Below are 25,515 nucleotides of genomic sequence, written 5' to 3'. Positions count from 1 at the left end.
CCATCGCTCAGGCCATCTGCGAGATGGTCCGGCGGAAACGCCAGAGCGCGCCGAAGAAGAACGCCGAACCGATCGCCACGATGCCGGCGAACTGCGGCCAGACGATGTCGAAACCGGCGCCGCGGAACAGGATCGCCTGGGCCAGGCTGACGAAATGCGTGGTCGGAGCCGCCAGCATGATGTTCTGCACCAGTTCCGGCATGCTTTCCCGTGGCGTGCTGCCGCCCGAAAGGATGTTCAGCGGCAGCAGCACGAGGATGGTCAACAGTCCGAGCTGCGGCATCGAACGCGCCACCGTGCCGAGGAATATGCCCATGGAGGTGGTGGCGAACAGATGCAATCCGGCGCCGAGCAGGAACAGCCCCACCGAGCCGCTGATCGGCACGTCCAGCCAGCCACGCACCACCCACTGCAACGAGAGCCCCGCCGCCACCAGCACCACCAACCCCATCGACCAGACCTTGGCCATCATGATCTCGAAGGCCGACAGCGGCATCACCAGCAGGTGCTCGACGGTGCCGTGCTCGCGCTCGCGGATCAGCGCGGCGCCGGTGAGGATGATCGACAGCATGGTGATCTGGTTGATCACTTCCATCACCCCGCCGAACCAGGCCTGGGTCAGGTTCGGGTTGAACTCCATGCGCACCTCGATCTGCGCCGGCATGCTCGGCTCCGCGCGGTAGCGGCTGACGAACTCGCGCACCTCGGTGGCGACGATGTTCTGGATGTAGCCCGCGCCGGAGAACGCCTGCCCGGTCTGGGTCGCGTCGACGTTGACCTGGATCGAGGGCTTGCGCCCGGCCAGCACGTCGCGCTGGAAGTCCGGCGGGATATCGAGGGTGAAGGTATACAGGCCGACGTCCATGCCGCGATCCATCTCGGCATGCCCGATCATTTCCGGCGGCCGGAAGTACGGGGGCTGGAAGGCATTGACGATACGCGACGAGAGTTGCGAGCGGTCCTCGTCGACCACCGCGATCGGCGCGTGATGCAAGGTTTCCGGAATACCGGTAGCGGAACTGTAGACGCCCAGGGTGAAGGCCCAGACGATCAGTGCCAGCATCGCGTAGTCGCGGCCGAGGCTGCGGAACTCCTTGATGCCCAGGTTGAAGATGTTGGCCAGGCTGCGCATCGCTCAGTCCTCCTGCTTCTTCAGGCAGGCCACGCTGAGCAGGGTCAGCACCACGATGGAAGCGGCAAGCGGCAGGTAGTAGGCCCAGAGATCGGGCAGGCCCAGCGATTTGGAAAAGGCGCCGCGGCTGACCACCAGGAAATGCGAGGTCGGATAGAGCTTGCCGATCCAGGCCGCCGCACCTTCCAGCGAGGACACCGGGTGGATCAGCCCGGAGAACTGGATCGCCGGGATCATGGTGGCGATCGCCACGCCGAATACAGCGGCGATCTGGCTGCGCATGAACGTCGAGAGGAACAGCCCGAGGCCGGTGCTGGTGACCACATAGAGGAAAGCGCCGATGGTCAACGCCAGGAAGCTGCCCTTGAGCGGCACGCGAAATACCACGATGGCCAGGACCAGCATCAGCAGGAAGTTGATCATGCCCATGGCGACGTAAGGCAACTGCTTGCCGACCAGGAACTCCAGGCGCGTCACCGGGGTGACATAGAGGTTGGTGATCGAGCCCAGTTCCTTTTCGCGCACCACGCCGAGGGCGGTGAGCATGGCCGGGATCATGATCAGCAGCAGCGGGATCACCGCCGGCACCATCGCCTTCAGGCTTTCCACGTCGGGGTTGTAGCGATAGCGCACCTCGGTGCTGGCCGCCGCGCTGGCCTCGGCCCCACCCACCTGCCGCGAGAGGTCCGCCAGGTAGCTGGTGTGCAGGCCCTGCACGTAGCCGAGCACGGTGTTGGCACGGGTCGGCATCGCTCCGTCGATCCACACGCCGATGGCAGGATCGGAGCCACGCTTGAGATCGCGCCCGAAGTTCGGCGGGATCTCCACCGCCAGGCTCAGCTCGCCGCTGCGCAGGCGCCGGTCGAGGTCGTCCGGATCGGTGATCGGCGCATGTTCGACGAAATAGCGCGAGCCGGCGATATTCAGCGCGTAGGCCTGGCTGGTGGTGGTCTGGTCACGGTCAAGGACCGCCCAGGAGAGGTCCTCGACGTCCATGTTGATGCCGTAGCCGATGATGAACATCAGCAGCGCGGTGCCGAGCAGGGCCAGGGTCAGGCGGATCGGGTCGCGGCGCAGTTCCATGGCTTCGCGGCGCGCATAGCTGAACAGCCGCAGGGGGCTGAAGCGTTGGCGTTGCGCCTGGCGCCCCTGGCCATCGCCGGGCTGCTCCGCGACGGCCGGCGCCTCGGCCGGTTGCGCTGGCGCGGCGGCACCGGCGGCTTCTTCCAGGTACGCGATGAAGGTCGCTTCCAGGGTCGGCAGGCCACGCTGGCGCACCAGCTCATCGGGAGTATCGCTGGCCAGTACCTTGCCGGCATGCATCAGCGAGATGCGATCGCAGCGCTGGGCCTCGTTCATGAAGTGGGTGGAAATGAAGATGGTCACCCCGTCGCGGCGCGACAGCTCGACCATCAGTTCCCAGAAGCCGTCGCGAGCCACCGGGTCGACCCCCGAAGTGGGCTCGTCGAGGATCAGGATCTCCGGCTTGTGGATCACCGCCACCGCCAGCGACAGACGCTGGCGGATGCCCAGCGGCAGGTCGTCGGGCAGCTCGTCGGCCACCTTCTCCAGGTCGAAGCGCCGGAGCATTTCGCCGACCCGTGCCGGGATACCATCCGCCGGTAGGTGGAACAGCCGGGCGTGCAGCACCAGGTTCTGCCGCACGCTCAGCTCGGCATACAGGGAAAAGGCCTGGGACATGTAGCCGACCCGGCGACGGGTCGCCATGTCGCTGGCGTCCACCGCCTGGCCGAACAGCGCGCACGTGCCTTCGCTCGCCGGCAGCAGGCCGGTGAGCATCTTCATGGTGGTGGACTTGCCGCAGCCGTTGGAGCCGAGGAAGCCGAAGATTTCCCCACGCTCGATACGGAAGCTGACGTGATCGACCGCGACGAAGTCGCCGAAACGACAGGTCAGGCCCTCGGCCTCGATGGCGATCCGCGGCGCGCCTTCGCTCTGCGGTCGCGGCGGGATCACCAATCGATGGTGGCCGGCGCGCTTGCTTTCCGGCAGCAGGGCGATGAACGCCGACTCGAGGCTCTGCGTCCCGGTACGCTCGCGCAGCTCCTGCGGCGTACCGGTGGCCAGGACCTTTCCGTCATCCATCGCCACCAGCCAGTCGAAGCGCTCGGCTTCCTCCATGTAGGCGGTGGCGACCAGCACGCTCATGCCTTCGCGGCCCGCGCGGATACGGCCGATCAGCTCCCAGAACTGGTTGCGCGACAGCGGGTCGACGCCGGTGGTCGGCTCGTCGAGGATCAGCAGGTCGGGATCGTGGATCAGCGCGCAGCACAGCCCGAGCTTCTGCTTCATGCCGCCGGACAGCTTGCCCGCAGGACGCTCGGCGAACGGCGCCAATCCGGTGCTTTGCAGCAGATCGGCGATGCGCCGCTCGCGCTCGGCCTTGTCGTGGCCGAACAGCCGACCGAAGAAGTCGACGTTCTCGAACACCGAGAGCGTCGGGTAGAGGTTCTTGCCCAGCCCCTGGGGCATGTAGGCGATGCGCGGGCAGACCGCCCGGCGGTGGCGGCGGTCGCGCATGTCGCCATCGAGCACGCGGATCTCGCCATCCTGCATCTTCCGTGCGCCGGCCAGCAGCGCCAGCAGGCTGGACTTGCCGACCCCGTCCGGACCGATCAGGCCGACCATGCGGTTGGCCGGGATCTCCAGGCTGACGTCGTCCACCGCGCGCGTCTCGCCGTAGCGCAGCGAAACGCCCCGGAGGCTCGCCACGCCGCTCCCGCCAGCGGTCATTGCGGAACCTTGATCTGCAGGTTGGCCGGCCACTCGACCTCAGGGTCCAGTCGCAGGTAGGCCATTCCGGGCACGCCGGTCTTGACGTAGGTGATGTATTTTTCCAGCAGCGCCGGATCGAGCCGCGCCTTGACCCGGAACATCAGCTTCTCCCGCTCGTTGGCGGTTTCCACCGTTTTCGGGGTGAACTGGGCGACGCTGGCGACATAGGAAACCTTGGCCGGGATCACGTAGTCCGGCACCGCGTCGATCACCAAGCGCACTTCCTGGCCCAGTCCGACCCTGCCGGCCTGCATGGATGGCAGGAAGAAAGTCATGTAGACGTCGGCCAGGTCGACCATGTTGAGCAGCTTGCCACCGGCCGGCAGCACTTCCCCCGGCTGTGCCACGCGGTACTGCACGCGGCCGTTGCGCGGCGCCTTGAGCAGGCTGTCGTCGATATCCGCCTGGAGCCGGGCGACGCTGGCCTTGGCCGCCTCGATGGCCGACTGCGCCTCGATTACCTGGGAACGCCCGGCCTCGATCGCCGCCTGCGCCGAAATCACTTGCGAGCGTGCCGCGGACAACGCCGCCTGGGCGCTCTGCAGGGTCGCCCGATCGTCGTCGAGTTGCTGTTGCGGCAGGGCATTGCGCTTGACCAGCGCCTCGGTACGGGTGAAGCGCTTCTGCGCCGCTGTCAGCTCGGCCTGGCGCTGCGCCACCACGGCCTGGGCGGTGCTCTTCTCGCTCTCGCGCTGGGCCACCAGCGAGGTCGCGGTGAGCTTGGCGTTCTCCGCCTGGCGCACCTGGGCCTGGGCCTGGGCCAACTGCGCCTCGAGCACCTGGGTATCCATCCGCGCGACGATTTCGCCGGCCTTGACGAAGTCGCCCTCGTCGACCTTGATCTCGGCGACCCGCCCGGGAAGCTTGGCCGCCACGTCCACCTCGGTGGCCTCGATGCGTCCGTTGCCGCTGGCGAATCCCTCGCCCAGGCCGGTCGGTCGCGATACCTGCCAGACCAGCACGCCTACGCCGAGCAGCGCCGCCACGACCAGGGCACGGCTCAGCCACCGTTTGCTTTCCTGTTTCATCCCTTCTCCTCGCACGTTCGGCCAGGCCGCGGCGATGACGCTCACGCTGGAAAGCGCGGCCGCCGCGGACTTCACTGGCTCGATTGTCCCTCCAGGGCGGCGCGCAGGTGTTGATGCACGTCAGACGCGCCCGACCGAACCTCACAGGAAAGCAGAATCCCCGGAGCCTCGCATCCGGGAGCGCGGGACAGAACGGATAGTTGACCTCAGGGCTGGACGATGAGGTTGTTGAACAGCAGGTCGGTCACCAGCGGCTTGCCCTCTTCCTGCTCGAGGGTCTGCTGGACCTGCTTCAGCGCCTCCTGGCGCAGGCTTTCCTTGGCCTCGACCGTACCCAGGCTCTGGTCGGTCTGCTGGGCGAACAGCATGATCAACTGGTTGCGGATCAAGGGCTCGTGATGCTCGACCTTGGTCGCCGCGTCCTTGTCGGCCACCTGCAGGGCGATGTCGGCCTTGTAGTACTGCAGGCGCGGCCCGCTGCCGTAGTTGCCGACCAGCGCCGGGGTCAGGTCGACGTAGACCGGCTTGTTCGCGCCCTCGCCTTCCGGCGCGGCCTCCTCGGCCGAGGCGAACGACGGGAACAGACTCAGGCACAGGGCCAGCGACAGGGCAATGGGGGTTCTCACGGGCGCATCTCCTCGACGAATGCCGGCAAGCATAGCCAGACTCTCGGCCGGGCCCAAGCCCGGGGTTTATGGACAACCATCAGTTGCGGCGATGCTGATTGACCCCCGGCGTCTCCCTCCTACACTGGCCGGACCGCAAACTGGAGCGTCCCCGATGAAAGCCGTCCTCTGCAAAGCCTTCGGCCCGGCCAGCAGCCTGGTCCTGGAAGAAATCGCCAGCCCGAGCCCGGCGAAGAACGAAATCCTCCTCGATGTGCACGCCGCCGGGGTCAACTTCCCAGACACCCTGATCATCGAGGGCAAGTACCAGTTCAAACCGCCCTTCCCCTTCTCCCCGGGCGGCGAGGCGGCCGGAGTGGTCGCCGCGGTCGGCGAAAAGGTCGCCCACGTCAGGCCCGGCGACCGGGTCATGGCCCTGACCGGCTGGGGCAGCTTCGCCGAGCAGGTCAAGGTGCCCGGCTATAACGTGATGCCGATACCCGAAGGCATGGACTTCGCCAGCGCCGCCGCCTTCGGCATGACCTACGGCACCTCGATGCACGCCCTGAAACAGCGCGCCAACCTGCAACCCGGCGAGACCCTGCTGGTGCTCGGCGCTTCCGGCGGGGTCGGGCTGGCTGCCGTGGAGATCGGCAAGGCCATGGGCGCCCGGGTGATCGCTGCCGCCAGTACCCCCGACAAGCTCGCCGTGGCCAAGGCCGCCGGCGCCGACGAACTGATCAACTACAGCGAAGGTAGCCTGCGCGAGCAGCTCAAGGCCTTGACCGGCGGCCAGGGCGTCGATGTGATCTACGATCCGGTGGGCGGCGAACTGTTCGAGGAGGCCTTCCGCAGCATCGCCTGGAACGGACGGATGCTGGTGGTCGGCTTCGCCAGCGGCAGCATCCCTTCGCTGCCGGCCAACCTGACCCTGCTCAAGGGCGCCTCGCTGGTCGGCGTGTTCTGGGGATCGTTCGCCCAACGCCAGCCGCAGGACAACGCTGACAACTTCCGCCAGCTGTTCGCCTGGCACGCCGAAGGCAAGCTGAAACCGCTGGTGTCGCAGCGCTTCCCGCTGGAACGGGCCGGTGACGCCATCGACGCCCTCGGCCAGCGCAAGGCGGTCGGCAAGGTGGTGGTGGAGGTTCGCTGAGCCACGAAGGCGGCGAGTATTGCCTCCCGCCCCTGCGGAGAAAGGCATGGCGGGCCGGAGCGATACACCGGCCGAGGCCCACGCTGTCAGATGTTTTTCCCCTATGAAGGCCCCGGTTTCCGACCGGGGCTTTCTTATTTCCGACCAATGCACTCAACCTGTAACATTTCCGCTATTTTTTCATTTACGAAAAATGTAGTGTTCGCAACCGCGTAAAAAGGCGCGACACAACAACAAGCGGAGCTCGCGATGTTCGGAATCTTTCGTCCCGCGCCACACCAGGCGCCACTGCCCGATGCCGAGGTGGACAGCACCTACCGGCGCCTGCGCTGGCAGATCTTCGCCGGTATCTTCATCGGCTACGCGGGTTACTACCTGCTGCGCAAGAACTTCTCCCTGGCCATGCCCTACCTCATCGAGGACGGCTACAGTCGCGGCCAGCTGGGCGTCGCGATGTCGGCCATCGCCATCGCCTACGGCCTGTCGAAATTCATCATGGGCCTGGTCTCGGACCGTTCCAACCCACGGGTCTTCCTGCCGTTCGGCCTGTTGGTGTCGGCGGCGGTGATGTTCATTTTCGGATTCGCGCACTGGGCTACCTCCAGCGTCGCCATCATGTTCGTCCTGCTCTTCATCAACGGCTGGGCCCAGGGCATGGGCTGGCCGCCGAGCGGACGGACCATGGTCCACTGGTGGTCGCAGAAGGAGCGCGGCAGCGTGGTCTCGGTGTGGAACGTCGCCCACAATGTCGGCGGCGGCCTGATCGGCCCGCTGTTCCTGCTCGGCCTGGCGCTGTTCGGCGACTGGCGCTCGGCCTTCTACGTGCCGGCCATCGTCGCCGTGGGCGTAGCCGTGTTCGCCTATTTCGCCATGCGCGACACCCCGCAATCCTGCGGCCTGCCGCCGATCGAGAAGCACAAGGACGACTACCCCGAAGGCTACGACGAACACCACGAGCGCGAGCTGTCGACCAAGGAGATCTTCGTCACCTACGTGCTGCGCAACAAGCTGCTCTGGTACATCGCCCTGGCCAACGTGTTCGTCTACCTGCTGCGCTACGGTGTGCTCGACTGGGCGCCGACCTACCTCAAGGAGGCCAAGCACTTCAACGTCGACAAGTCGTCCTGGGCGTACTTCTTCTACGAATGGGCGGGGATTCCCGGCACCCTGCTCTGCGGCTGGCTGTCGGACAAGCTGTTCAAGGGCAATCGCGGCGCCACCGGCGTGGTGTTCATGATCCTGGTGACCGTCGGCACCCTGATCTACTGGCTGAACCCGGCCGGCAACCCGGCGATCGACATGGCCGCGCTGATCATGATCGGCTTCCTGATCTACGGCCCGGTGATGCTGATCGGCTTGCAGGCCCTGGAGCTGGCGCCGAAGAAAGCGGCCGGCACCGCCGCCGGCTTCACCGGTCTGTTCGGCTACCTCGGCGGCTCGGTGGCGGCCAACGCCCTGGTCGGCTACACGGTGGACCACTTCGGCTGGGACGGTGGCTTCAAGCTGCTGATCGGCGCCTGCCTGCTGGCCATCCTGTTCCTCTGCCTGACCCTGCGCAAACCCGCGGTCCAGGCCGCGCCGCAGCAAGCCGGCTGATGACGCGGCGGCTCCGGCGCCAGGCCGGAGCCGCGTTCAGTCCCGCGGCGCGTAGGCGAACACGTCGGCGCGCATCTGGTGCGCGTCCATCCCTGCTTCGACCAGGGCATCCAGGGTCGCGTAGACCATCGCCGGCGAGCCGCTGGCATACACATGCAGGCTCGACAGGTCGGCGAAATCCTCACGCACCGCCTCGTGCAGCAAGCCGCAACGCCCCTCCCAGCCACAGAGGTCGCTGACCACCCGGTGCAGGAACAGGTTCGGCAGGCCTTCCCACTCCGTCCAGTGCGGCAGTCGGTAGAAATCCTCCGGACGCCGAACGCCCCAGTAGAGATGTACAGGATGGGCGAAGCCGGCGGCGCGACAGTGCTCGATCAGGCTGTGCATCTGCGACATGCCGGTTCCCGCGGCGATCAGCACCAGCGGACCGTCGGGCAGTTCCGCCAGGTGCGCGTCGCCGAACGGCAGCTGGATCCGTGCCAGGCGCTCGCGCTGCAACTGCGCGATCAGCGCGACGGCACTGTCTTCCTTGGCCAGGATGTGCAACTCCAGGTCGCGTCCCGCATGCGGTGCGGAGGCCAGGGAAAACGCCGCGCTGTCGCCGCCGTCACGCTCCAGCAACAGGTACTGCCCGGCGTGATAGCGTGGCGGCTTGCCGGCCGGCGCGCGCAGGCCGACCCGGTAGACGTCGCCGCCGACCTCTTCGCAGAAGCTCAACTGGCAGGTCAGCTTGCGCAGAGGCAGTTCACCCGGCGCCAGCACCCCGTCCCAATGCAGCACGCAGTCTTCCAGCGGCTCGGCGAGGCAGGTGAAGAGTTCGCCATGATCGCGTACCTCGCCGTTCTGGCGTACCCGCCCCTCCACCAGCAGCGCCGCGCAGATATGGCAGTTGCCGTTGCGGCAGCTCTGCGGACAATCGTAGCCGAGCCGCCGGGCGCCATCGAGGATGCGTTCCCCCGGCAGCAGCTCGAGGCAGGCGCCGGACGGTTGCAGGACGATACGCATCAGTCGATCCCGAGGCTCGACCAGAGCGCGTCGATGCGCCGTGTCACCGCTTCGTCCTTGACGATGGCGCGCCCCCATTCGCGGCTGGTCTCGCCCGGCCACTTGTGGGTGGCATCAAGCCCCATCTTCGAGCCGAGGCCGGAGACCGGCGAGGCGAAGTCGAGGTAGTCGATGGGCGTGTTGTCGATCATCACCGTGTCGCGCTTGGGGTCCATCCGCGTGGTGATGGCCCAGATCACATCGTTCCAGTCGCGCGCATCGATGTCATCGTCGGTGACGATGACGAACTTGGTGTACATGAACTGCCGCAGGAACGACCAGACCCCGAGCATCACGCGCTTGGCGTGCCCTGGGTACTGCTTCTTCATGGTCACCACCGCCATCCGGTAGGAACAACCTTCCGGCGGCAGGTAGAAATCGACGATTTCCGGGAACTGCTTCTGCAGGATCGGCACGAACACTTCGTTCAGTGCCACCCCGAGGATCGCCGGCTCGTCCGGCGGACGCCCGGTGTAGGTGCTGTGGTAGATCGGTTTCTGCCGGCGGGTGACGCGCTCGACGGTGAACACCGGGAAGCGATCGACCTCGTTGTAGTAGCCGGTGTGATCGCCATAGGGACCTTCGTCGGCCATCTCGCCGGGGTGGATCACCCCTTCGAGGACGATCTCGGCGCTGGCCGGCACCTGCAAGTCGCTGCCGCGACACTTGACCAGCTCGGTACGATGCCCGCGCAACAGGCCGGCGAAAGCGTATTCGGAAAGGGTGTCCGGCACCGGCGTCACCGCACCGAGGATGGTCGCCGGATCGGCGCCCAGCGCCACGGCTACCGGATAGGGCTGGCCCGGATGCTTCTGGCACCACTCGCGGTAGTCCAGTGCGCCGCCGCGATGGCTGAGCCAGCGCATGATCACCTTGTTGCGGCCGATCACCTGCTGGCGGTAGATGCCCAGGTTCTGCCGTTCCTTGTTCGGCCCGCGGGTAACGGTCAGGCCCCAGGTGATCAGCGGCCCGACATCGCCCGGCCAGCAGGTCTGGACCGGCAGCCGGCCGAGGTCGACATCCTCGCCCTCCTCGACCACTTCCTGGCAGGGGGCGTCCTTGAGCACCTTCGGCGCCATGGACAGGACCTTCCTGTACATCGGCAGCTTGGCCCAGGCGTCCTTGAGACCCTTCGGCGGCTCGGGCTCCTTGAGTTGCGCCAGCAGCTTGCCGATCTCGCGCAGCGCGCCGACGTCCTCGGCGCCCATGCCCAGCGCCACGCGCTCCGGCGTACCGAACAGGTTGCCGAGTACCGGCATGTCAAAGCCGGTCGGCTTTTCGAACAGCAATGCCGGGCCCTTGGCGCGCAACGTGCGGTCGCACACCTCGGTCATCTCGAGCACGGGGGAAATCGGCACCTGGATGCGCTTCAACGCACCGCGCTGCTCCAGCTGGGCGATGAAATCGCGGAGATCCTTGAACGTCATTGGCCTAACCATTCACTGCAAGACCCCACATCCTACCTGCTCCCGGCCCATCCGGCAGCAGGCAAACGCGGCATTCGGTCACTGCTGGCTGGCGATCCGCGAGTCGTCGAGGCTCTGTAGCATCGGCTCGAACAAAGGCCCGAGTTCATGGGCCCCCTGGGTCGAAAGGTGGTTGTTATCCATGTACAGCGACCAGCCATCACGTTCGGCGAAACAATCCCGGCCATCGCAGAGCACGCTGGAGGGGTCGATCACGCTCACCCGCGGGTTGCCTTCGGCCAGCGCATCGAACAGCGCATTCACGTAGGCGACGCGCGCAGTGTGCTCAGCGAAGGGAAAACGTGCGCGCCCGACATCCTCCCCGCTCAGACTCAGCCGCACCAGCCGCGCCGGTGCCTTGAATGGCAGCAGCGGTACGTCCTTGACCAGCCAGACATGTACGTCGGCCGCGTTCAGCCTTTCGATCATCCCGCTCAGGCGTTGCCGCAGCAGCGCCTCGGCGATCGAGCTGTCCGGCGTGTCGTCCGGCTCGCGGAGAATGTTGCGGGTACCGTCCTGCGAGTCGCCGTATATATACATGTCCCAGCGCCCGGCGAGGATCACCCCGCCCGGCCGCTGCTGTTCGACGAACTCGAGCATCTGCTGGTTGAAACGCAGGCAAGTGTCCTTTTCCAACATCCCCAGCAACGGCGGACAGCCCGCCAGCGAAGCCTGCCAGATCGGCAGTCGGCGACTGGTAGCCAGTTCGCGCAGCAGCGGGCTCAACGCCGCGGAATGGCTGTCGCCCCAACTGACCAGCAGCGGTCGTTCGGCAGCCAGTTCCGCCGGGAAGCGGCAGATGCTTTCCTGACTGAGCGCCTTCTTGTCGAACATGCAGTCGGTCTGCCCATCGCGCCATTTGGACGCCTTGGCATAACGCAAGGCTTCCTCGGAAAGACGCGACGGCACGCCGTCGTAATGCCGCACCAACTGGCCGACGACTCCCAGCAGCAGCAAGCTGCACAGCGCCGCGCCAAGCATCTGCCGGCGCCCGGCGAACAGCTTGCGCTCGCGGAACGGTGCCTCGACGTAGTACAGCGACAGTGCCGCCAGGCCGATGCTCGCCGCCAGCAACCCCAGGCGTGCCGGCAGGCCCAGGGTCTCCAGTGCGTGGTACTGGACGAAGACGTACAACGGCCAGTGCCAGAGGTACAGCGAATAGGAGATCAGACCGAACCAGACCAGCGGTTGCCAGCCCAGCAGGCGGCGAGCCCAGGTGTCGCCGGCGCCGTTGGCCCAGATCAGCAGGGCGGTGCCAAGCACCGCCGGCAGCGCCGCGAGGCCGGGGAAAGGAGTGTCGCTGTCGTAGAAGAACACCGGCAGGAGAATCGCCGCTATCCCGAGGGTGGCCGCCAGTTGCAGGGACCACTGCGAATGACCGCGGCTACCGCCCGGCAGCAATGCCAGCGCGGCACCCGCCAGGAGTTCCCAGGCGCGCATCGGCAGGAGGAAGAATGCACTGCCAGGTCGCTGGTTCACCGCCCAGACGCTGGCCGCCAGCGATAGCGCCAGGACCGCGAGGAGGATGGCGAGCCGCCAGCGCAGCAGACGCCCGGAGACCGCGGCCAGCAGTAGAGGGAAGAGAATGTAGAACTGCTCTTCCACCGACAACGACCAGGTATGCAATAGCGGCTTGAATTCGGACGCGGCGTCGAAATAGCCATCCTGCTTCCAGAACAGGATGTTCGAGGCGAACATCGTCTGGTAGCGAACCGAACGCCCTAACTCTTCGTAGTCGCGCGGCGCCATGAGGAACCAGCCGATCACCAGGCTCGCCGCCATCATCACGAACAGCGCGGGGAGAATGCGGCGTGCCCGGCGCGCCCAGAAGTCGACGAAGCTGAAACGTCCGGCCTGCTGCTCGCGCCGGATGATCGAAGTGATCAGGTAGCCGGAAATGACCAGGAAAACATCGACGCCCACATAGCCGCCGGTGATGCCCCCCAAGCCAAGGTGGTAGAACACCACCGGCAGAATGGCCAACGCTCGCAAACCATCGATGTCCCTTCGATAGGCCAGGCTCGACATCCACGTCCCTCCAGATATGCAAAAGGCGCCCCGGTCAACCGGAGCGCCTTTGTTTGGTACTCTCGAAGACTACTTTCGTTTCATCGAATCGAAGAACTCATCGTTGGTCTTGGTCTGCTTGAGCTTGTCGATGAGGAATTCGATCGCGGAGATCTCGTCCATCGGGTGCAGGATCTTGCGCAGGATCCACATGCGCTGGAGCTCGTCCTCGCTGGTCAGCAGCTCTTCGCGGCGGGTACCCGAACGGTTGATGTTGATGGCCGGGAACACGCGCTTCTCGGCGATCTTGCGATCCAATGGGAGTTCCATGTTGCCGGTACCCTTGAATTCCTCGTAGATCACCTCGTCCATCTTCGAGCCGGTTTCCACCAACGCCGTGGCGAGAATCGTAAGAGAACCGCCCTCTTCGATGTTCCGCGCGGCGCCGAAGAAGCGCTTCGGCTTCTCCAGGGCATGGGCGTCGACACCGCCGGTGAGCACCTTGCCGGAGCTGGGGATCACGGTGTTGTAGGCCCGCGCCAGACGGGTGATGGAGTCGAGCAGGATGACCACGTCCTTCTTGTGCTCGACCAGGCGCTTGGCCTTCTCGATCACCATCTCGGCGACCTGTACGTGACGGGTCGGCGGTTCGTCAAAGGTCGAGGCGACCACTTCGCCGCGCACGGTGCGCTGCATTTCGGTCACTTCCTCAGGGCGCTCGTCGATCAGCAGGACGATCAGGTGGCATTCGGGGTTGTTGCGGGTGATGTTGCTGGCGATGTTCTGCAGCATGATGGTCTTGCCCGCCTTCGGCGGCGCCACGATCAGGCCGCGCTGGCCCTTGCCGATCGGCGCGCAGAGGTCGATGACGCGGCCGGTCAGGTCTTCGGTGGAGCCGTTGCCGGCTTCCATCTTCATCCGCTCGTTGGGGAACAGCGGCGTCAGGTTCTCGAAGAGAATCTTGTTCTTCGCATTCTCCGGACGATCGAAGTTGATCGAGTCGACCTTGAGCAGGGCGAAGTAGCGTTCGCCCTCTTTCGGCGGCCGGATCTTGCCGATGATGGTGTCGCCCGTGCGCAGGTTGAAGCGCCGGATCTGGCTCGGCGAGACATAGATGTCGTCGGGGCCGGCCAGGTAGGAAGAGTCGGCGGAGCGCAGGAAGCCGAAGCCGTCCTGAAGAATCTCCAGCACGCCATCGCCGGAGATCTCTTCACCACTTTTCGCGTGCTTCTTCAGCAGGGCGAAGATGATGTCCTGCTTGCGCGAACGGGCCATGTTTTCCAGGCCCATGGCATCGGACATTTCCAGCAGTTCGGCAATCGGCTTTTGCTTGAGTTCGGTCAGATTCATAGGAAAGAGATAGGTACGCAGAAAGAGGAATTGGAGAAAGCGTCGAGCTTGGGAAAGCCGTGTCGCAAGGGGGCGACAGGAGCGCTAGAAAGTTCGAGTAGGAAGTGCGTCCGGGACGGCATGCAGAAGGCGACGGAAAAAACGTCGCGAACCCGAATTTAACACCGTGGCCGCGTGGCGTCTATAGAAACGCAAAAAAAAGCCCCGCGAATCGCGGGGCTTTCCAGCGAGGCCTGGGCCCGGCTCAGATATTGGCGTCGAGGAAGGCCGCCAGCTGCGACTTGGACAGTGCGCCGACCTTGGTCGCCTCGACATTGCCGTCCTTGAACAGCATCAGGGTAGGGATGCCACGCACGCCGTACTTCGGCGGGGTGTCCTGGTTCTCGTCGATGTTCAGCTTGCAGACCTTCAGCTTGCCCTGATAGTCCCTGGCGACTTCGTCCAGCACCGGCGCGATCATCTTGCACGGACCGCACCACTCGGCCCAGTAGTCCACCAGCACAGGGCCGTCGGCCTTCAGCACGTCCTGCTCGAAGCTGGCATCAGTAACGTTGACGATATGTTCGCTCATGAAATCTCTCCGTAGTCGGACGCGAATTGAAACGCGAAAGTGCCGACCATCATATCCCGCCTTGACCCTCGCCGGAAGGCGCAGCCGATTGAGAGTCTCTATCGTTGGTCGGCTGATTCCCGATTGATCGGCTGCCGCATTGGCGACCCTCGCCCTATCGTGGCAGGATGGCGCAGTTTTCCAATGGACTTGCAAAGCATGCCGCAAAAACCTGCCGAGGCATTCCCGCTGATTGCCGCCCTGGACCTGGGTTCCAACAGTTTCCACCTCTGTCTGGCCAAGGCCAATATCCACGGCGAAGTCCGCATCCTCGAACGGCTGGGCGAGAAGGTCCAACTGGCCGCCGGCCTCGACGAGGAGCGCAATCTCAGCGAGGAGGCCACCCAGCGTGGCCTCGACTGCCTGCGCCGCTTCGCCCAGTTCATCAGCGGCATGCCCCAGGGTTCCGTACGCGTGGTCGCGACCAACGCCTTGCGCGAGGCGCGCAACCGCAGCGATTTCATCCGTCGTGCGGAAGAGGTTCTCGGCCATCCCGTGGAAGTCATCTCCGGCCGCGAGGAAGCCCGCCTGATCTACCTTGGCGTCGCCAACAGCATGCCCGACAGCGGCGGTCGCCGGCTGGTCAGCGACATCGGCGGCGGCAGCACCGAGTTCATCATCGGCCAGGGTTTCGAGTCCGAGCTGCGGGAAAGCCTGCAGATGGGTTGCGTCAGCTACACCCAACGCTACTTCCGCGACGGCAAGATCACCCCGGCCCGCTACGCCCAGGCGTACACCGCCGCACGCCTGGAACTGATGGGCATCGAGAACAGCCTGCGGCGCCTCGGCTGGCAACAGGCGGTCGGCGCCTCCGGCACCATCCGCGCAGTGGCGCTGGCGATCAAGGCCGGCGGCCACGGCAACGGCGAGATCAGCCCGGACGGACTGGCCTGGCTGAAGCGCAAGGTGCTCAAGCTCGGCGACGTGGAGAAGCTCGATCTGGAGGGGATCAAGCCGGACCGCCGGACCATCTTCCCGGCCGGACTGGCCATTCTCGAAGCAATCTTCGACGCGCTGGAACTGGAGCAGATGGTTCACTCCGAGGGCGCCCTGCGCGAAGGCGTTCTCTACGATCTGGTCGGCCGTCACCAGCACGAGGACGTGCGCGAACGCACCATCAGTTCGCTGATGCAGCGCTACCACGTCGATCCGGAGCAGGCTTCGCGGGTGGAGGCCAAGGCCCTCAAGGTGCTTGCCGAAGTCGGCGACGCCTGGGAGCTGAACGACGAACTGCACCGCGACCTGCTGAGCTGGGGCGCACGGGTCCACGAGATCGGCCTGGACATCGCCCATTACCACTACCACAAGCACGGCGCCTACCTGATCGAGCACTCCGACCTGGCTGGCTTCTCGCGCCAGGACCAGCAGATGCTGTCGCTACTGGTACGCGGCCACCGCCGCAACATTCCGGCGGATAAGCTGGCGGAGTTCGCCGCGGAAGGCGACAAGTTGGTGCGCCTGTGCATCGTGCTGCGCTTCGCGATCCTCTTCCACCACATTCGCGGCACCCAGGAAATGCCCTCGGTGCGCCTGAAGGCAGAGCCCAAGAGCCTTTCGGTGACCTTCCCCGAGGGCTGGCTGGAAGCCAACCCGCTGACCCAGGCCGACTTCGCCCAGGAAGCCGAATGGCTCAAGCGGGTCGGCTACAGCCTCAACGTGCGGTAAGCACCGGCGCGGCCAGCTTCTCCAGCAGGGTCGCCTGGGTATTGCGGGGGTTCTGGTTACCGGTGGGGCTGAGCCGCTGGTAGCTACCGTCGGCCTGCAACACCCAGGCCTGGGTGTTGTCGGTCAGGTACGTTTCCAGTTCCTTCTTGACCCGCTGCACCAGCTTCTTGCCTTCCACCGGGAAGCAGGTCTCGACGCGCATGTCGAGGTTGCGCTCCATCCAGTCGGCGCTGGATAGATAGAGCTTCTCGTCGCCGCCGTTGAGGAAGTAGTAGATGCGGCTGTGCTCGAGGAAGCGTCCGATGATCGAGCGCACGTGGATATTGTGCGAGACCCCCGGGATGCCTGGCCGCAGGCAGCACATGCCACGCACCACCAGGTCGATCCTGACCCCGGCCTGGCTGGCCTTGTACAGGGCGCGGATGACCTTCGGATCGGTCAGCGAGTTGACCTTGGCCATGATGTGCGCCGGCTGGCCGAGCGCCGCCTGGGCCGCCTCGCGGTTGATCATTTCCAGCAGGTTCTTCTTCAGGGTGAACGGCGCATGCAACAGCTTCTTCATGCGCAGCGTCTTGCCCATCCCGATCAGCTGGTTGAACAGCTTGTGCAGGTCCTCGCAGAGCGCCACGTCGGCGGTCAGCAGGCTGTAGTCGGTGTACAGGCGAGCGTTGCCGGCATGGTAGTTGCCGGTGCCCAGGTGCGCGTAGCGGCGCAGTTCGCCGTCCTCGCGACGGAGGATCAGCATCATCTTGGCGTGGGTCTTGAAGCCGACCACGCCGTAGATCACTACCGCGCCGGCCTGTTGCAGGCGGCTGGCCAGTTGCAGGTTGGACTCTTCGTCGAAGCGGGCGCGCAGCTCGATCACCGCGGTGACCTCCTTGCCGTTGCGTGCCGCCTCGACCAGGGCGTCGACGATCTCCGAGTTGGCGCCGCTGCGGTACAGGGTCTGCTTGATCGCCAGCACGTTCGGATCCTTGGCGGCCTGGCGCAGCAGGTCGATCACCGGGGTGAAGGACTCGAACGGGTGCATCAGCAACACATCGAGCTTGCTGAGGACGTTGAAGAGGTTTTCCTTCTTCTGCAAAAGACGCGGGATCGCCGGGGTGAAGGGCGGGTACTGCAGCTCCGGATGGCTTTCCAGGCCGGTGACGCTGAACAGGCGGGTCAGGTTGACCGGGCCGCTGACCTTGTACAACTCGCTTTCGGACAGGCCGAACTGCTTGAGCAGGTAGTTGGTCAGGTTCTGCGGGCAGGTATCCACCACCTCCAGGCGTACCGCGTCCCCGTAGCGACGCGAGAACAGCTCGCCGCGCAGCGCGCGGGCCAGGTCCTCGACATCCTCGGTGTCCACCGACAGGTCGGCGTTGCGGGTCAGGCGGAACTGGTAGCAGCCCTTCACCTTCATGCCGGGGAACAGGTCGTCGGCGTGGGCGTGGATCATCGACGACAGGAACACGTAGTTGTCGCCCTCGCCGCCAACGTCTTCCGGCAGCTTGATGATCCGTGGCAGCAGGCGCGGCGCCGGGATGATCGCCAGGCCGGAGTCGCGGCCGAAGGCATCCATCCCCTCCAGCTCGACGATGAAGTTGAGGCTCTTGTTCACCAGCAGCGGGAACGGGTGGGTCGGGTCGAGGCCGATCGGGGTGATGATCGGCGCGATCTCGTCGCGGAAGAAGCGCCGCACCCAGGTCTTGATCTTCAGCGTCCAGTGACGCCGGCGGATGAAGCGGATCTGGTGCTTGGCCAGCTCCGGCAACAGGGTCTCGTTAAGGATCCGGTACTGCCGCGATACCTGCTCGTGGACCAGCTCGCTGATCCGCGCCAGGGCCTGGTGCGGCAGCAGGCCGTCGGCGCCGGCCTGCTCGCGGGCGAAGGTGATCTGCTTCTTCAGGCCGGCGATGCGGATCTCGAAGAATTCGTCGAGGTTGCTCGAGAAGATGAGGAGGAACTTCAGCCGCTCCAGGAGCGGGTAGGACTCGTCCAGCGCCTGTTCCAGCACGCGGATGTTGAACTGCAACTGGGAGAGCTCGCGATGAATGTACAGGCTGCTGTCATCCACGCTGGGAACCACCGCAGGTGGCGTTTCCACCGGGATCGTTTCGGCCATCTTCACTTCTGCTTCGCTTTCCACGTTCGCCACTACGGTTTCGTCGGCGGCGATACGTTCGATCTCATCAAGTCCTTGCTGCGTATTCATTCATCTTCCCGAGGGGGTCAACGCCCCCGTCTTAATTGTTCTGCGGCCTGCTTGGCGAAGTAGGTCAGAATGCCATCGGCGCCGGCACGTTTGAAGGCGGTAAGGGATTCGAGGATCACCGATTCGGCCAGCCAGCCGTTCTGGATGGCGCCCATGTGCATCGCATACTCGCCGCTGACCTGGTAGACAAAGGTCGGGGCGCGGAATTCATCCTTCACCCGACGCACGATGTCGAGGTAGGGCATGCCCGGCTTGACCATCACCATGTCGGCGCCTTCGGCCAGGTCGGCGGCCACTTCGTGAAGTGCCTCGTCGCTGTTCGCCGGATCCATCTGGTAGGTGGCCTTGTTGCCCTTGCCGAGGTTCGAAGCCGAGCCGACCGCATCGCGGAACGGACCGTAGTAGGCGCTGGCGTACTTGGCCGAGTAGGCCATGATCCGCACATTGGTGTGACCGGCAGACTCCAGGGCCTCGCGGATCGCACCGATGCGACCGTCCATCATGTCCGAGGGCGCTACCACCTGGGCGCCGGCCTCGGCGTGGGACAGCGCCTGCCGTACCAGCACGTCGATGCTGACGTCGTTGAGGACGTAACCGTCGTCATCCAGGATGCCGTCCTGGCCATGGGTGGTGAACGGGTCGAGCGCCACGTCGGTGATGATGCCCAGCTCCGGAAAGCGCTCGCGCAGGGCGCGGGTGGCGCGCTGGGCGATGCCTTCCGGGTTGTATGCCTCGGCGGCGTCCAGGGACTTCTTCTCCACCGGGGTCACCGGGAACAGCGCCAGCGCCGGAATGCCCAGGGCCACCCACTCTTCCGCCTCGATCAGCAACTGGTCGATGGACAGGCGCTCGACGCCGGGCATCGACGGAATGCTTTCACGCTGGTTGACCCCATCGAGGACGAACACCGGCAGGATCAGGTCGTCGACGGTGAGGACATTCTCGCGGACCAGGCGGCGGGAGAAGTCATCGCGGCGATTGCGCCGCAGGCGGGTGTAGGGATAGGCGCGGTTGGCGGGAGTGAAGCTCACGGTTTACTCCAGGGCCCAGATAACGGGCACAGTGTGACAGTTATAGTCCCTGATTATGACGGATTGGCAACAAGCGACGACAGTGACTCAAGGTCGCGGCATCCTGCCGCACCGCCAATCATCGCAAAAAGCCAGCGGCAAAGGCCATTCATTGCACAATCAATGACCTGGGCCGTGACGATCGCGCTTTCCCCACGCCCTCAACCGAGTTAGGCTGCGCGTTCATTTCGCTTCGCTGCCCCGATGATGCTCCAACAATTCCTGCAGGACTTCGGCTATTTCGCCCTTTTTCTCGGTACTTTCTTCGAGGGCGAAACCATTCTCGTGCTGGCCGGGTTCCTTGCCTTCCGCGGCTACATGCAGCTGGATACCGTGATTCTCACCGCCTTCCTCGGCAGCTACGCCGGTGACCAACTCTGGTACTTCCTCGGACGCCGCCACGGACGCCGGTTGCTGGCGCGCAAGCCGCGCTGGCAGAAGCTCGGCGACAAGGCGCTGGACCATGTGCGCCGCCATCCTGACCTGTGGGTGCTGAGTTTCCGCTTCGTCTACGGCCTGCGTACGGTGATGCCGGTGGCCATCGGCCTGTCCGGCTATCCACCGGCCCGCTATCTTCTTCTCAACGGCATCGGCGCCATCGTCTGGGCCGCCGCGCTGGGCTCCGCCGCCTACTATTTCGGCAGCGTACTGGAAGGCATGCTCGGCAACATCAAGAAATACGAACTCATGGTCCTCGGCGGCCTGATCGTGCTGGGCCTGCTGCTCTGGCTATGGCGGCGTTTCAAGACACCGCGCGGCAACGGCGCGGGCGGCAACGCCGACAAATCCGAGTGAACCCGCGCCGGCGCGACTGAACAGCCGGCCCCTTCGCACACTCCAACTCCTTGTACCCTCCGCTCCGGCTGGCCGCCGGGGCCGGCGGCTCGCTATGCTTGCGCGATACCGACCCCGGCCAGGCCCGTCCGGTCCGGATCCTGCGTTCCCAAGGAGTAAGCCTCATGCACAAGAAAGTTGCCGTCATCCTCTCCGGTTGTGGCGTCTACGATGGCGCGGAAATCCACGAAAGCGTGATCACCCTGCTCCGCCTCAGCCAGCGCGGCGCCGAGGCACAATGCTTCGCGCCGAACATCGCCCAGCACCATGTGGTCAACCACCTGACCGGCGAGGAAATGCCGGAAAGCCGCAATGTCCTGGTCGAGTCCGCGCGTATCGCCCGCGGCGAAGTCAAGGATCTGCGCGAAGCCCGCGCCGAGGACTACGACGCGCTGATCGTGCCCGGTGGATTCGGCGCTGCGAAGAACCTCAGCGACTTTGCCATCAACGGCGCGCAATGCCAGGTGCAGCCGGACGTGCTGGCGCTGGCCAAGGCTTTCGCCGAAGCCGGCAAGCCAGTCGGGCTGATCTGCATCGCTCCGGCGATGGCGGCGAAGATCTACGGTGCCGGCGTCCAATGCACCATCGGCAACGACGCCGACACCGCCGACTCGCTGAAGCAGATGGGTGCCGAGCACATCGACGCGCCGGTGGACGAGATCGTCGAAGACAGCGCGCGCAAGCTGGTGACCACCCCGGCCTACATGCTCGCCCAGTCGATCGCCGAAGCCGCTTCCGGGATCAACAAGCTGGTCGACCGGGTGCTCGAACTGGTGGACCAGGACAAGGCCTGATCGGCCAAGCACGAGGGCGGTCGCGCCGCCGCCCTTTTCAAATCCGTGCCGCTACGCCAGCGTGCGTCTCGAAACCATCGAATCGAGACGCCGCGATGAGCGAAACGCCCTCCCCCGCCCTGCCTGACGACGTCCACCAACTGGTGGCGGATTTCTTCCAGCGCATCCCCTTCAACCGCATGCTCGGGATCCGCGTGGCGAGCCTCGGCCGCGAGCGGGTAGTCCTCGACCTGCCGATGAAGGACGAACTGATCGGCAACTTCGTCCAGGGCATTCTCCACGGCGGGGTGATCTCCAGCCTGCTCGACGTCACCGGCGGTGCGATGGCCCTGATCGGCGCCCTCGAACGGCATCGCGAACTGCCAGGCCACGAGCGCATGGCGCGGCTGTCGAAGCTCGGCACCATCGACTTGCGCGTCGACTACCTGCGCCCGGGACGCGGCCGGACGTTCACCGCCCATGCGGTGCCGCTTCGCTCGGGCAACAAGGTCGCAGTGGTGCGCTCGGAACTGCATAGCGACGACGGCACGCTGGTCGCCGTCGGTACCGGTACCTATCTGTGCGGCTGACTCGCGCGTAGATCGGCTTCCCGCTGCAGGCGGGTGAGCAGGCGGTCCAGGGCGTTGGCGAACGCCTGGCGGTCACGCTCAGCGTAGGGCGCCTGGCCGCCGCCCATCTGCCCCTGGTCACGCAGGTCGGCCATCAGGTTGCGCATGGCCAGCTTATCGCCCATGTTCCGCGCGTCGAACTCGCGGCCGCGAGGATCGAGGGCGGCAACCTGTTTCTTGATCAGCCGATCGGCCAGCGGTACGTCGCTGCAGATCGCCAGGTCGCCCGGCTCGGCCTGCTCCACCAGGTAATCGTCAGCCGCATCCATCCCGCTTTCCACCACCACCAGACGCACGCAGGCGAACGGCGGCTTGACCTGCGGCTGGCCGGCGACCATCCAGACTTCCAGCTTGCGCTTGAGGGCGAACTTGCAGACCAGTTCCTTGGCCGCCTTGGGGCAGGCGTCGGCATCGATCCAGATACGCATGAACGGACTTCCGTAGAAATGACGACGGCCAGTATCGCACTGGCCGTCGTGGTTGCGCGAACCCGCTCAGTCGGCCGCGTTGGCCGCCGCACGCCGGCGCTCGACGATCCGGCTACGTCCGTAGAGCAGCGCGATGGCCACCAGCGCCATGGCCTGGGCCGACAGCGAATAGGCGTCGGCCTTGATCCCCAGCCAGTCGAAGTCGAAGAACGGCACCGGACGGGTGCCGATCACCCCGGCTTCCTGCAAGGCGATGACGCCATGTCCGGCGAACACCACCGAGAGCGCACAGAGCAACGCCGCGTTGATGCTGAAGAACAACCCCAGCGGCAGTTTCGCCGAGCCACGCAGGATCACCCAGGCCAGGCCGATCAGCAGGACCACGGCGGTCGCTGCGCCGCCGATCACGGCATTGTGCCCGGCCGGTCCGGCCTGCAACCAGAGGGTTTCGTAGAACAGGATGACCTCGAACAACTCGCGGTAGACCGAGAAGAACGCCAGCACTGCGAAGCCGAAGCGTCCACCACCGCCCACCAGGCTGCTGCGGATGTAGTCCTGCCAGGCTGCCGCGTGGCGGCGGTCGTGCATCCAGACGCCGAGCCAGAGCACCATCACGCAGGCGAACAGCGAGGTGAAGCCCTCCATCAGCTCGCGCTGGGCACCGCCGATATCGATCACATAGGCGGCCAACGCCCAGGTGGCGAAGCCAGCGACGAAGGCCAGCCCCCAGCCGACGTGCACGCCACGCACGGCACTTTCCTGCCCGGTATTGCGCAGGAAGGCGAGGATGGCGGCAAGCACCAGGATTGCCTCTACCCCTTCGCGCAACAGGATCAACAGGGCGGAAACGAAACTGATGGAGAAACTCAGCGAGTCGCCGCCAAGCTGCTTGGCGGCCTCTGCCAGCTTGCCCTTGGCCAGCTCCAGCTGTTGCGCCACCTGGGTTTCCGGGAGGCCATCGCGCAACGCCTGGCGGTAGGCCATCAGCTGCTTCTCGGTGGAGCGGCGCAAATCGGCGTCGACGTTGTCCAGCGAGCTTTCCACCAGCTCGAAGCCTTCCAGGTAGGCCGCCACCGACAGGTCGTAGGCCTGGTCGCGGTCGCCTTCGCGATAGACCGCGAAGCTCTTGTCCAGGGTGGCGGCGGTATAGTCGATCAATTGCCCAGGACCGCGCTGCTCCAGCGGCGGATGCGCACGCAGGGCGCGGAAGCTCTCCGCAGCGGCCTCGCCGTCGTGCTCGGCGACTTCGGCCGGAGTCTGCGTGGCCAGGGTCGCCAGCGGGTAGGCATGGGCCTTGTCCGGCTGCGCACTGCCGGCGCTCAGGCCGGCCACATAGCTGGCCAGGTCCCAGCGCTGGCGTTCGTCGAGCTGGTCGGCGAACGCCGGCATGTCGGTGCCGGCCACGCCCAGGCCAATGACGTTACGCAGGTCGTAGAGGCTCAGGTGGTCGAGGCGCTGGCGATCGGTGAGGTTCGCCGGCGGCGGTTCCAGGCCGATGCCGGCGGGGCCGTCGCCCTTGCCCGCATCGCCATGGCAGATCGCGCACTGCTGGGCATAGATCGGCGCTGCGCGGCTCGGGTCGGGGGTGATCGCGGGGGTCTGCACCACCTGGTAGATATCCGCCACCCGTGCCTCGAGGTTGCGCGCCTGGAGGGCCACGTCCCTTCCCGGCAAGCGCTGCTCGATGGCCTGGCGCAGGCTGGCGACCCCCCTCTCCAGCTCGGCGCGCTCGGGGCGCATCGGCAGGGTCAGGACCAATGCCTGCAGGTTGCCAACGAACTCCACCTGTTCCTGGTATTCGCTGGGGTCGACGATCTTGCCGTCAGCCACGGTCGGCGGATAGTCGGCCGCCAGGTAACTCAACAGATGCAAGGCTTGGGAGGGGTCGACGGCCGTGTCGGCAATAGCTCCAAGGCTGAACGCGCAGACCAGCGGCAGCAGCCACAGCAGGATTTTCGGAGGGTGCATGGCGAAGACGAAGTGAGAATGGAAGAGATTAAATTGTCCCTTCGCCTTCCCGCCCATGCAAGAAATACTCTGTAACAATCACGCCCGTCGGCGTGTCGGGCGGCTCAGAGCGGCGCTCGGCGTACCGTCGCCAGCAGCCCCGCGGCGCCGACGAACAGGCTGGCGAAGGTACGGTTCACCAGCTTCTGCTGGCGCGGCGAACGCAGTACGCGTAGCACGCGCGCAGCCAGTCCGGTGTAGCCGGCCATGACGATCAGGTCGACGACGATCATGGTGCCGCCCATGATCAGGTACTGCGCCAGCAGCGGCTGGTGCGGGTCGATGAACTGCGGCAGCACCGCGAGCATGAAGATCACCGCCTTGGGATTGCTGGCGTTGACCAGGAAACCACGCAGCACCAGGGTCAACGGTCGCCCCAAAGGCCGTTCGCCATCGGTGCTCAAGGCCTGTGGCGGCGCCTGCCACTGGCGCACCGCCAGGTACACCAGGTAGGCCACGCCGAACCACTTGATCAGGCTGAAAGCCAGTGCCGAGGTCGCCAGCAACGCACCGACGCCGGCGGCGACGATGGCGATCTGCAGGGCCAGGCCGATCTGCAGGCCCAGCGCGTTCCAGTAGCCTCGCGCAAAGCCGTACTGCAACCCGCAGGACATCGAGGCGATGGCTCCGGCGCCCGGCGACAGGCTGATGGCCCAGCAGGCGAGAAAGAAGGCGAACCAGGTACTGACGAGCATTGCACACCTCGGAAAGCGAACGCGGCTGGCGGCGGGAACGAAAAAGCCAGTGTGCACCAAGGCGGAGCAGCCGCACAGGTTTTCCGACCACGCGCCTCGCCCAACCTTTGCGGGCGCAACCTGGCGGACAGAAAAAACCCGGCAGATGCCGGGCTTTCCCGAGGATACGCGCTCAGCCATGTTGGGCGGACCACCGCGATGCGGCTATTCGCCCTGGCCCCGAACGCTCTCAGTCCGGCGAACCCTTGCGCAGCTTCACCGGCTCTTCGCCGCGCTTGCGCGCCATGGCCCCGCGCAAGCGGATGTTCAGCGCCTCCACCGCCAGGGAGAAGGCCATGGCGAAGTAGACGTAGCCTTTCGGCACGTGCACTTCGAAGGACTCGGCCACCAACACGGTTCCGACCACGATGAGGAACGACAGGGCGAGCAT

General features: G+C 65.5%; 20 protein-coding genes and 1 pseudogene. 6 read left to right on the top strand and 15 right to left on the bottom strand.

All coding sequences use genetic code 11. From position 1 onward, the window contains the following. Positions 1–7 precede the first annotated feature (7 nt). The 4 genes from HMPREF2924_RS14410 to HMPREF2924_RS14395 form a co-directional block, all read right to left on the bottom strand. Entirely contained in the window at positions 8–1,132 is a 1,125-nt protein-coding gene (locus HMPREF2924_RS14410) for an ABC transporter permease (protein ID WP_003110669.1), read from the bottom strand. 3 nt (positions 1,133–1,135) lie between these two features. After that, positions 1,136–3,886: a ribosome-associated ATPase/putative transporter RbbA gene (gene rbbA / locus HMPREF2924_RS14405; RefSeq protein ID WP_003110670.1), complete on the bottom strand. Its 2,751-nt coding sequence runs from the start codon at positions 3,884–3,886 to the stop codon at positions 1,136–1,138. After that, positions 3,883–4,956 carry an HlyD family secretion protein gene (locus HMPREF2924_RS14400; protein WP_003136086.1) on the bottom strand — a complete coding sequence of 358 codons (1,074 nt, stop codon included), beginning with the start codon at positions 4,954–4,956 and terminating at the stop codon, positions 3,883–3,885. The genes rbbA and HMPREF2924_RS14400 overlap by 4 nt, the downstream gene beginning before the upstream one ends. Before the next feature lie 206 nt (positions 4,957–5,162). Further along, entirely contained in the window at positions 5,163–5,582 is a 420-nt protein-coding gene (locus tag HMPREF2924_RS14395; protein ID WP_003096328.1) for a flagellar basal body-associated protein FliL, read from the bottom strand. A gap of 154 nt (positions 5,583–5,736) precedes the next feature. Here HMPREF2924_RS14395 and HMPREF2924_RS14390 point away from each other — a divergent pair, with 154 nt between their 5' ends. Then, a complete protein-coding gene (locus HMPREF2924_RS14390) occupies positions 5,737–6,714 on the top strand; it encodes an NADPH:quinone oxidoreductase family protein (RefSeq protein ID WP_003096329.1) in 978 nt (325 codons plus the stop codon). A 249-nt stretch (positions 6,715–6,963) separates the two neighbouring features. Further along, a complete protein-coding gene (glpT, locus tag HMPREF2924_RS14385) occupies positions 6,964–8,310 on the top strand; it encodes a glycerol-3-phosphate transporter (protein ID WP_003096330.1) in 1,347 nt (448 codons plus the stop codon). Positions 8,311–8,346: 36 nt separating this feature from the next. Here glpT and HMPREF2924_RS14380 read toward each other — a convergent pair whose 3' ends face one another. From HMPREF2924_RS14380 to trxA, 5 genes are all read right to left on the bottom strand, one after another. Next, positions 8,347–9,315, bottom strand: a complete 969-nt coding sequence (locus tag HMPREF2924_RS14380) for a CDP-6-deoxy-delta-3,4-glucoseen reductase (RefSeq protein WP_003096331.1) — start codon at positions 9,313–9,315, stop codon at positions 8,347–8,349. Beyond that, complete coding sequence (gene ubiD / locus HMPREF2924_RS14375) at positions 9,315–10,781, bottom strand: 4-hydroxy-3-polyprenylbenzoate decarboxylase (RefSeq protein ID WP_003096332.1); 1,467 nt, start codon at positions 10,779–10,781, stop codon at positions 9,315–9,317. The genes HMPREF2924_RS14380 and ubiD overlap by 1 nt, the downstream gene beginning before the upstream one ends. A gap of 78 nt (positions 10,782–10,859) precedes the next feature. Then, positions 10,860–12,848 carry an acyltransferase family protein gene (locus HMPREF2924_RS14370; protein WP_023094939.1) on the bottom strand — a complete coding sequence of 663 codons (1,989 nt, stop codon included), beginning with the start codon at positions 12,846–12,848 and terminating at the stop codon, positions 10,860–10,862. 69 nt (positions 12,849–12,917) lie between these two features. Next, on the bottom strand, positions 12,918–14,177 hold the full coding sequence (rho, locus tag HMPREF2924_RS14365; RefSeq protein ID WP_003096334.1) for a transcription termination factor Rho: 1,260 nt from the start codon (positions 14,175–14,177) through the stop codon (positions 12,918–12,920). A 244-nt stretch (positions 14,178–14,421) separates the two neighbouring features. Further along, positions 14,422–14,748: a thioredoxin TrxA gene (trxA, locus tag HMPREF2924_RS14360; RefSeq protein ID WP_003096336.1), complete on the bottom strand. Its 327-nt coding sequence runs from the start codon at positions 14,746–14,748 to the stop codon at positions 14,422–14,424. A 198-nt stretch (positions 14,749–14,946) separates the two neighbouring features. Between trxA and ppx the strand changes: the two genes are divergently transcribed. Next, complete coding sequence (gene ppx, locus HMPREF2924_RS14355) at positions 14,947–16,452, top strand: exopolyphosphatase (protein ID WP_003099207.1); 1,506 nt, start codon at positions 14,947–14,949, stop codon at positions 16,450–16,452. On the opposite strand, the gene ppk1 is transcribed toward ppx, so the two are convergent. Further along, complete coding sequence (gene ppk1, locus HMPREF2924_RS14350; protein WP_003096343.1) at positions 16,439–18,649, bottom strand: polyphosphate kinase 1; 2,211 nt, start codon at positions 18,647–18,649, stop codon at positions 16,439–16,441. The two genes, ppx and ppk1, sit on opposite strands and share 14 nt — an antisense overlap. A gap of 17 nt (positions 18,650–18,666) precedes the next feature. Then, positions 18,667–19,680 carry a porphobilinogen synthase gene (gene hemB / locus HMPREF2924_RS14345; RefSeq protein ID WP_003096352.1) on the bottom strand — a complete coding sequence of 338 codons (1,014 nt, stop codon included), beginning with the start codon at positions 19,678–19,680 and terminating at the stop codon, positions 18,667–18,669. Positions 19,681–19,923: 243 nt separating this feature from the next. Between hemB and HMPREF2924_RS14340 the strand changes: the two genes are divergently transcribed. The 3 genes from HMPREF2924_RS14340 (at position 19,924) to HMPREF2924_RS14330 (ending at position 21,916) form a co-directional block, all read left to right on the top strand. Then, a complete protein-coding gene (locus HMPREF2924_RS14340; protein ID WP_003096354.1) occupies positions 19,924–20,514 on the top strand; it encodes a DedA family protein in 591 nt (196 codons plus the stop codon). Positions 20,515–20,678: 164 nt separating this feature from the next. Next, positions 20,679–21,347 carry an isoprenoid biosynthesis glyoxalase ElbB gene (elbB, locus tag HMPREF2924_RS14335; RefSeq protein WP_003096356.1) on the top strand — a complete coding sequence of 223 codons (669 nt, stop codon included), beginning with the start codon at positions 20,679–20,681 and terminating at the stop codon, positions 21,345–21,347. A 95-nt stretch (positions 21,348–21,442) separates the two neighbouring features. Then, on the top strand, positions 21,443–21,916 hold the full coding sequence (locus HMPREF2924_RS14330; protein WP_003096359.1) for a thioesterase family protein: 474 nt from the start codon (positions 21,443–21,445) through the stop codon (positions 21,914–21,916). Here HMPREF2924_RS14330 and HMPREF2924_RS14325 read toward each other — a convergent pair. The 4 genes and pseudogenes from HMPREF2924_RS14325 to HMPREF2924_RS14310 all read right to left on the bottom strand — a co-directional run. Beyond that, complete coding sequence (locus HMPREF2924_RS14325) at positions 21,901–22,383, bottom strand: YaiI/YqxD family protein (protein ID WP_003136094.1); 483 nt, start codon at positions 22,381–22,383, stop codon at positions 21,901–21,903. The genes HMPREF2924_RS14330 and HMPREF2924_RS14325 overlap by 16 nt on opposite strands. 66 nt (positions 22,384–22,449) lie before the next feature. After that, positions 22,450–24,351, bottom strand: coding sequence for a cytochrome c/FTR1 family iron permease (locus HMPREF2924_RS14320; protein WP_003123698.1), 1,902 nt, complete (start codon positions 24,349–24,351; stop codon positions 22,450–22,452). A gap of 104 nt (positions 24,352–24,455) precedes the next feature. Then, complete coding sequence (locus HMPREF2924_RS14315; protein ID WP_003096365.1) at positions 24,456–25,085, bottom strand: LysE family transporter; 630 nt, start codon at positions 25,083–25,085, stop codon at positions 24,456–24,458. A gap of 229 nt (positions 25,086–25,314) precedes the next feature. After that, positions 25,315–25,515, bottom strand: a pseudogene (locus HMPREF2924_RS14310) (TerC family protein); the annotation flags it as partial.

The organism is Pseudomonas sp. HMSC063H08, from assembly GCF_001813645.1.
In the GTDB taxonomy this organism is placed as follows: Bacteria; Pseudomonadota; Gammaproteobacteria; order Pseudomonadales; family Pseudomonadaceae; genus Pseudomonas; species Pseudomonas aeruginosa.
The sequence above is the reverse complement of the archived record's forward strand: the minus strand, read 5'-3'. Positions and strand labels throughout refer to the sequence as shown.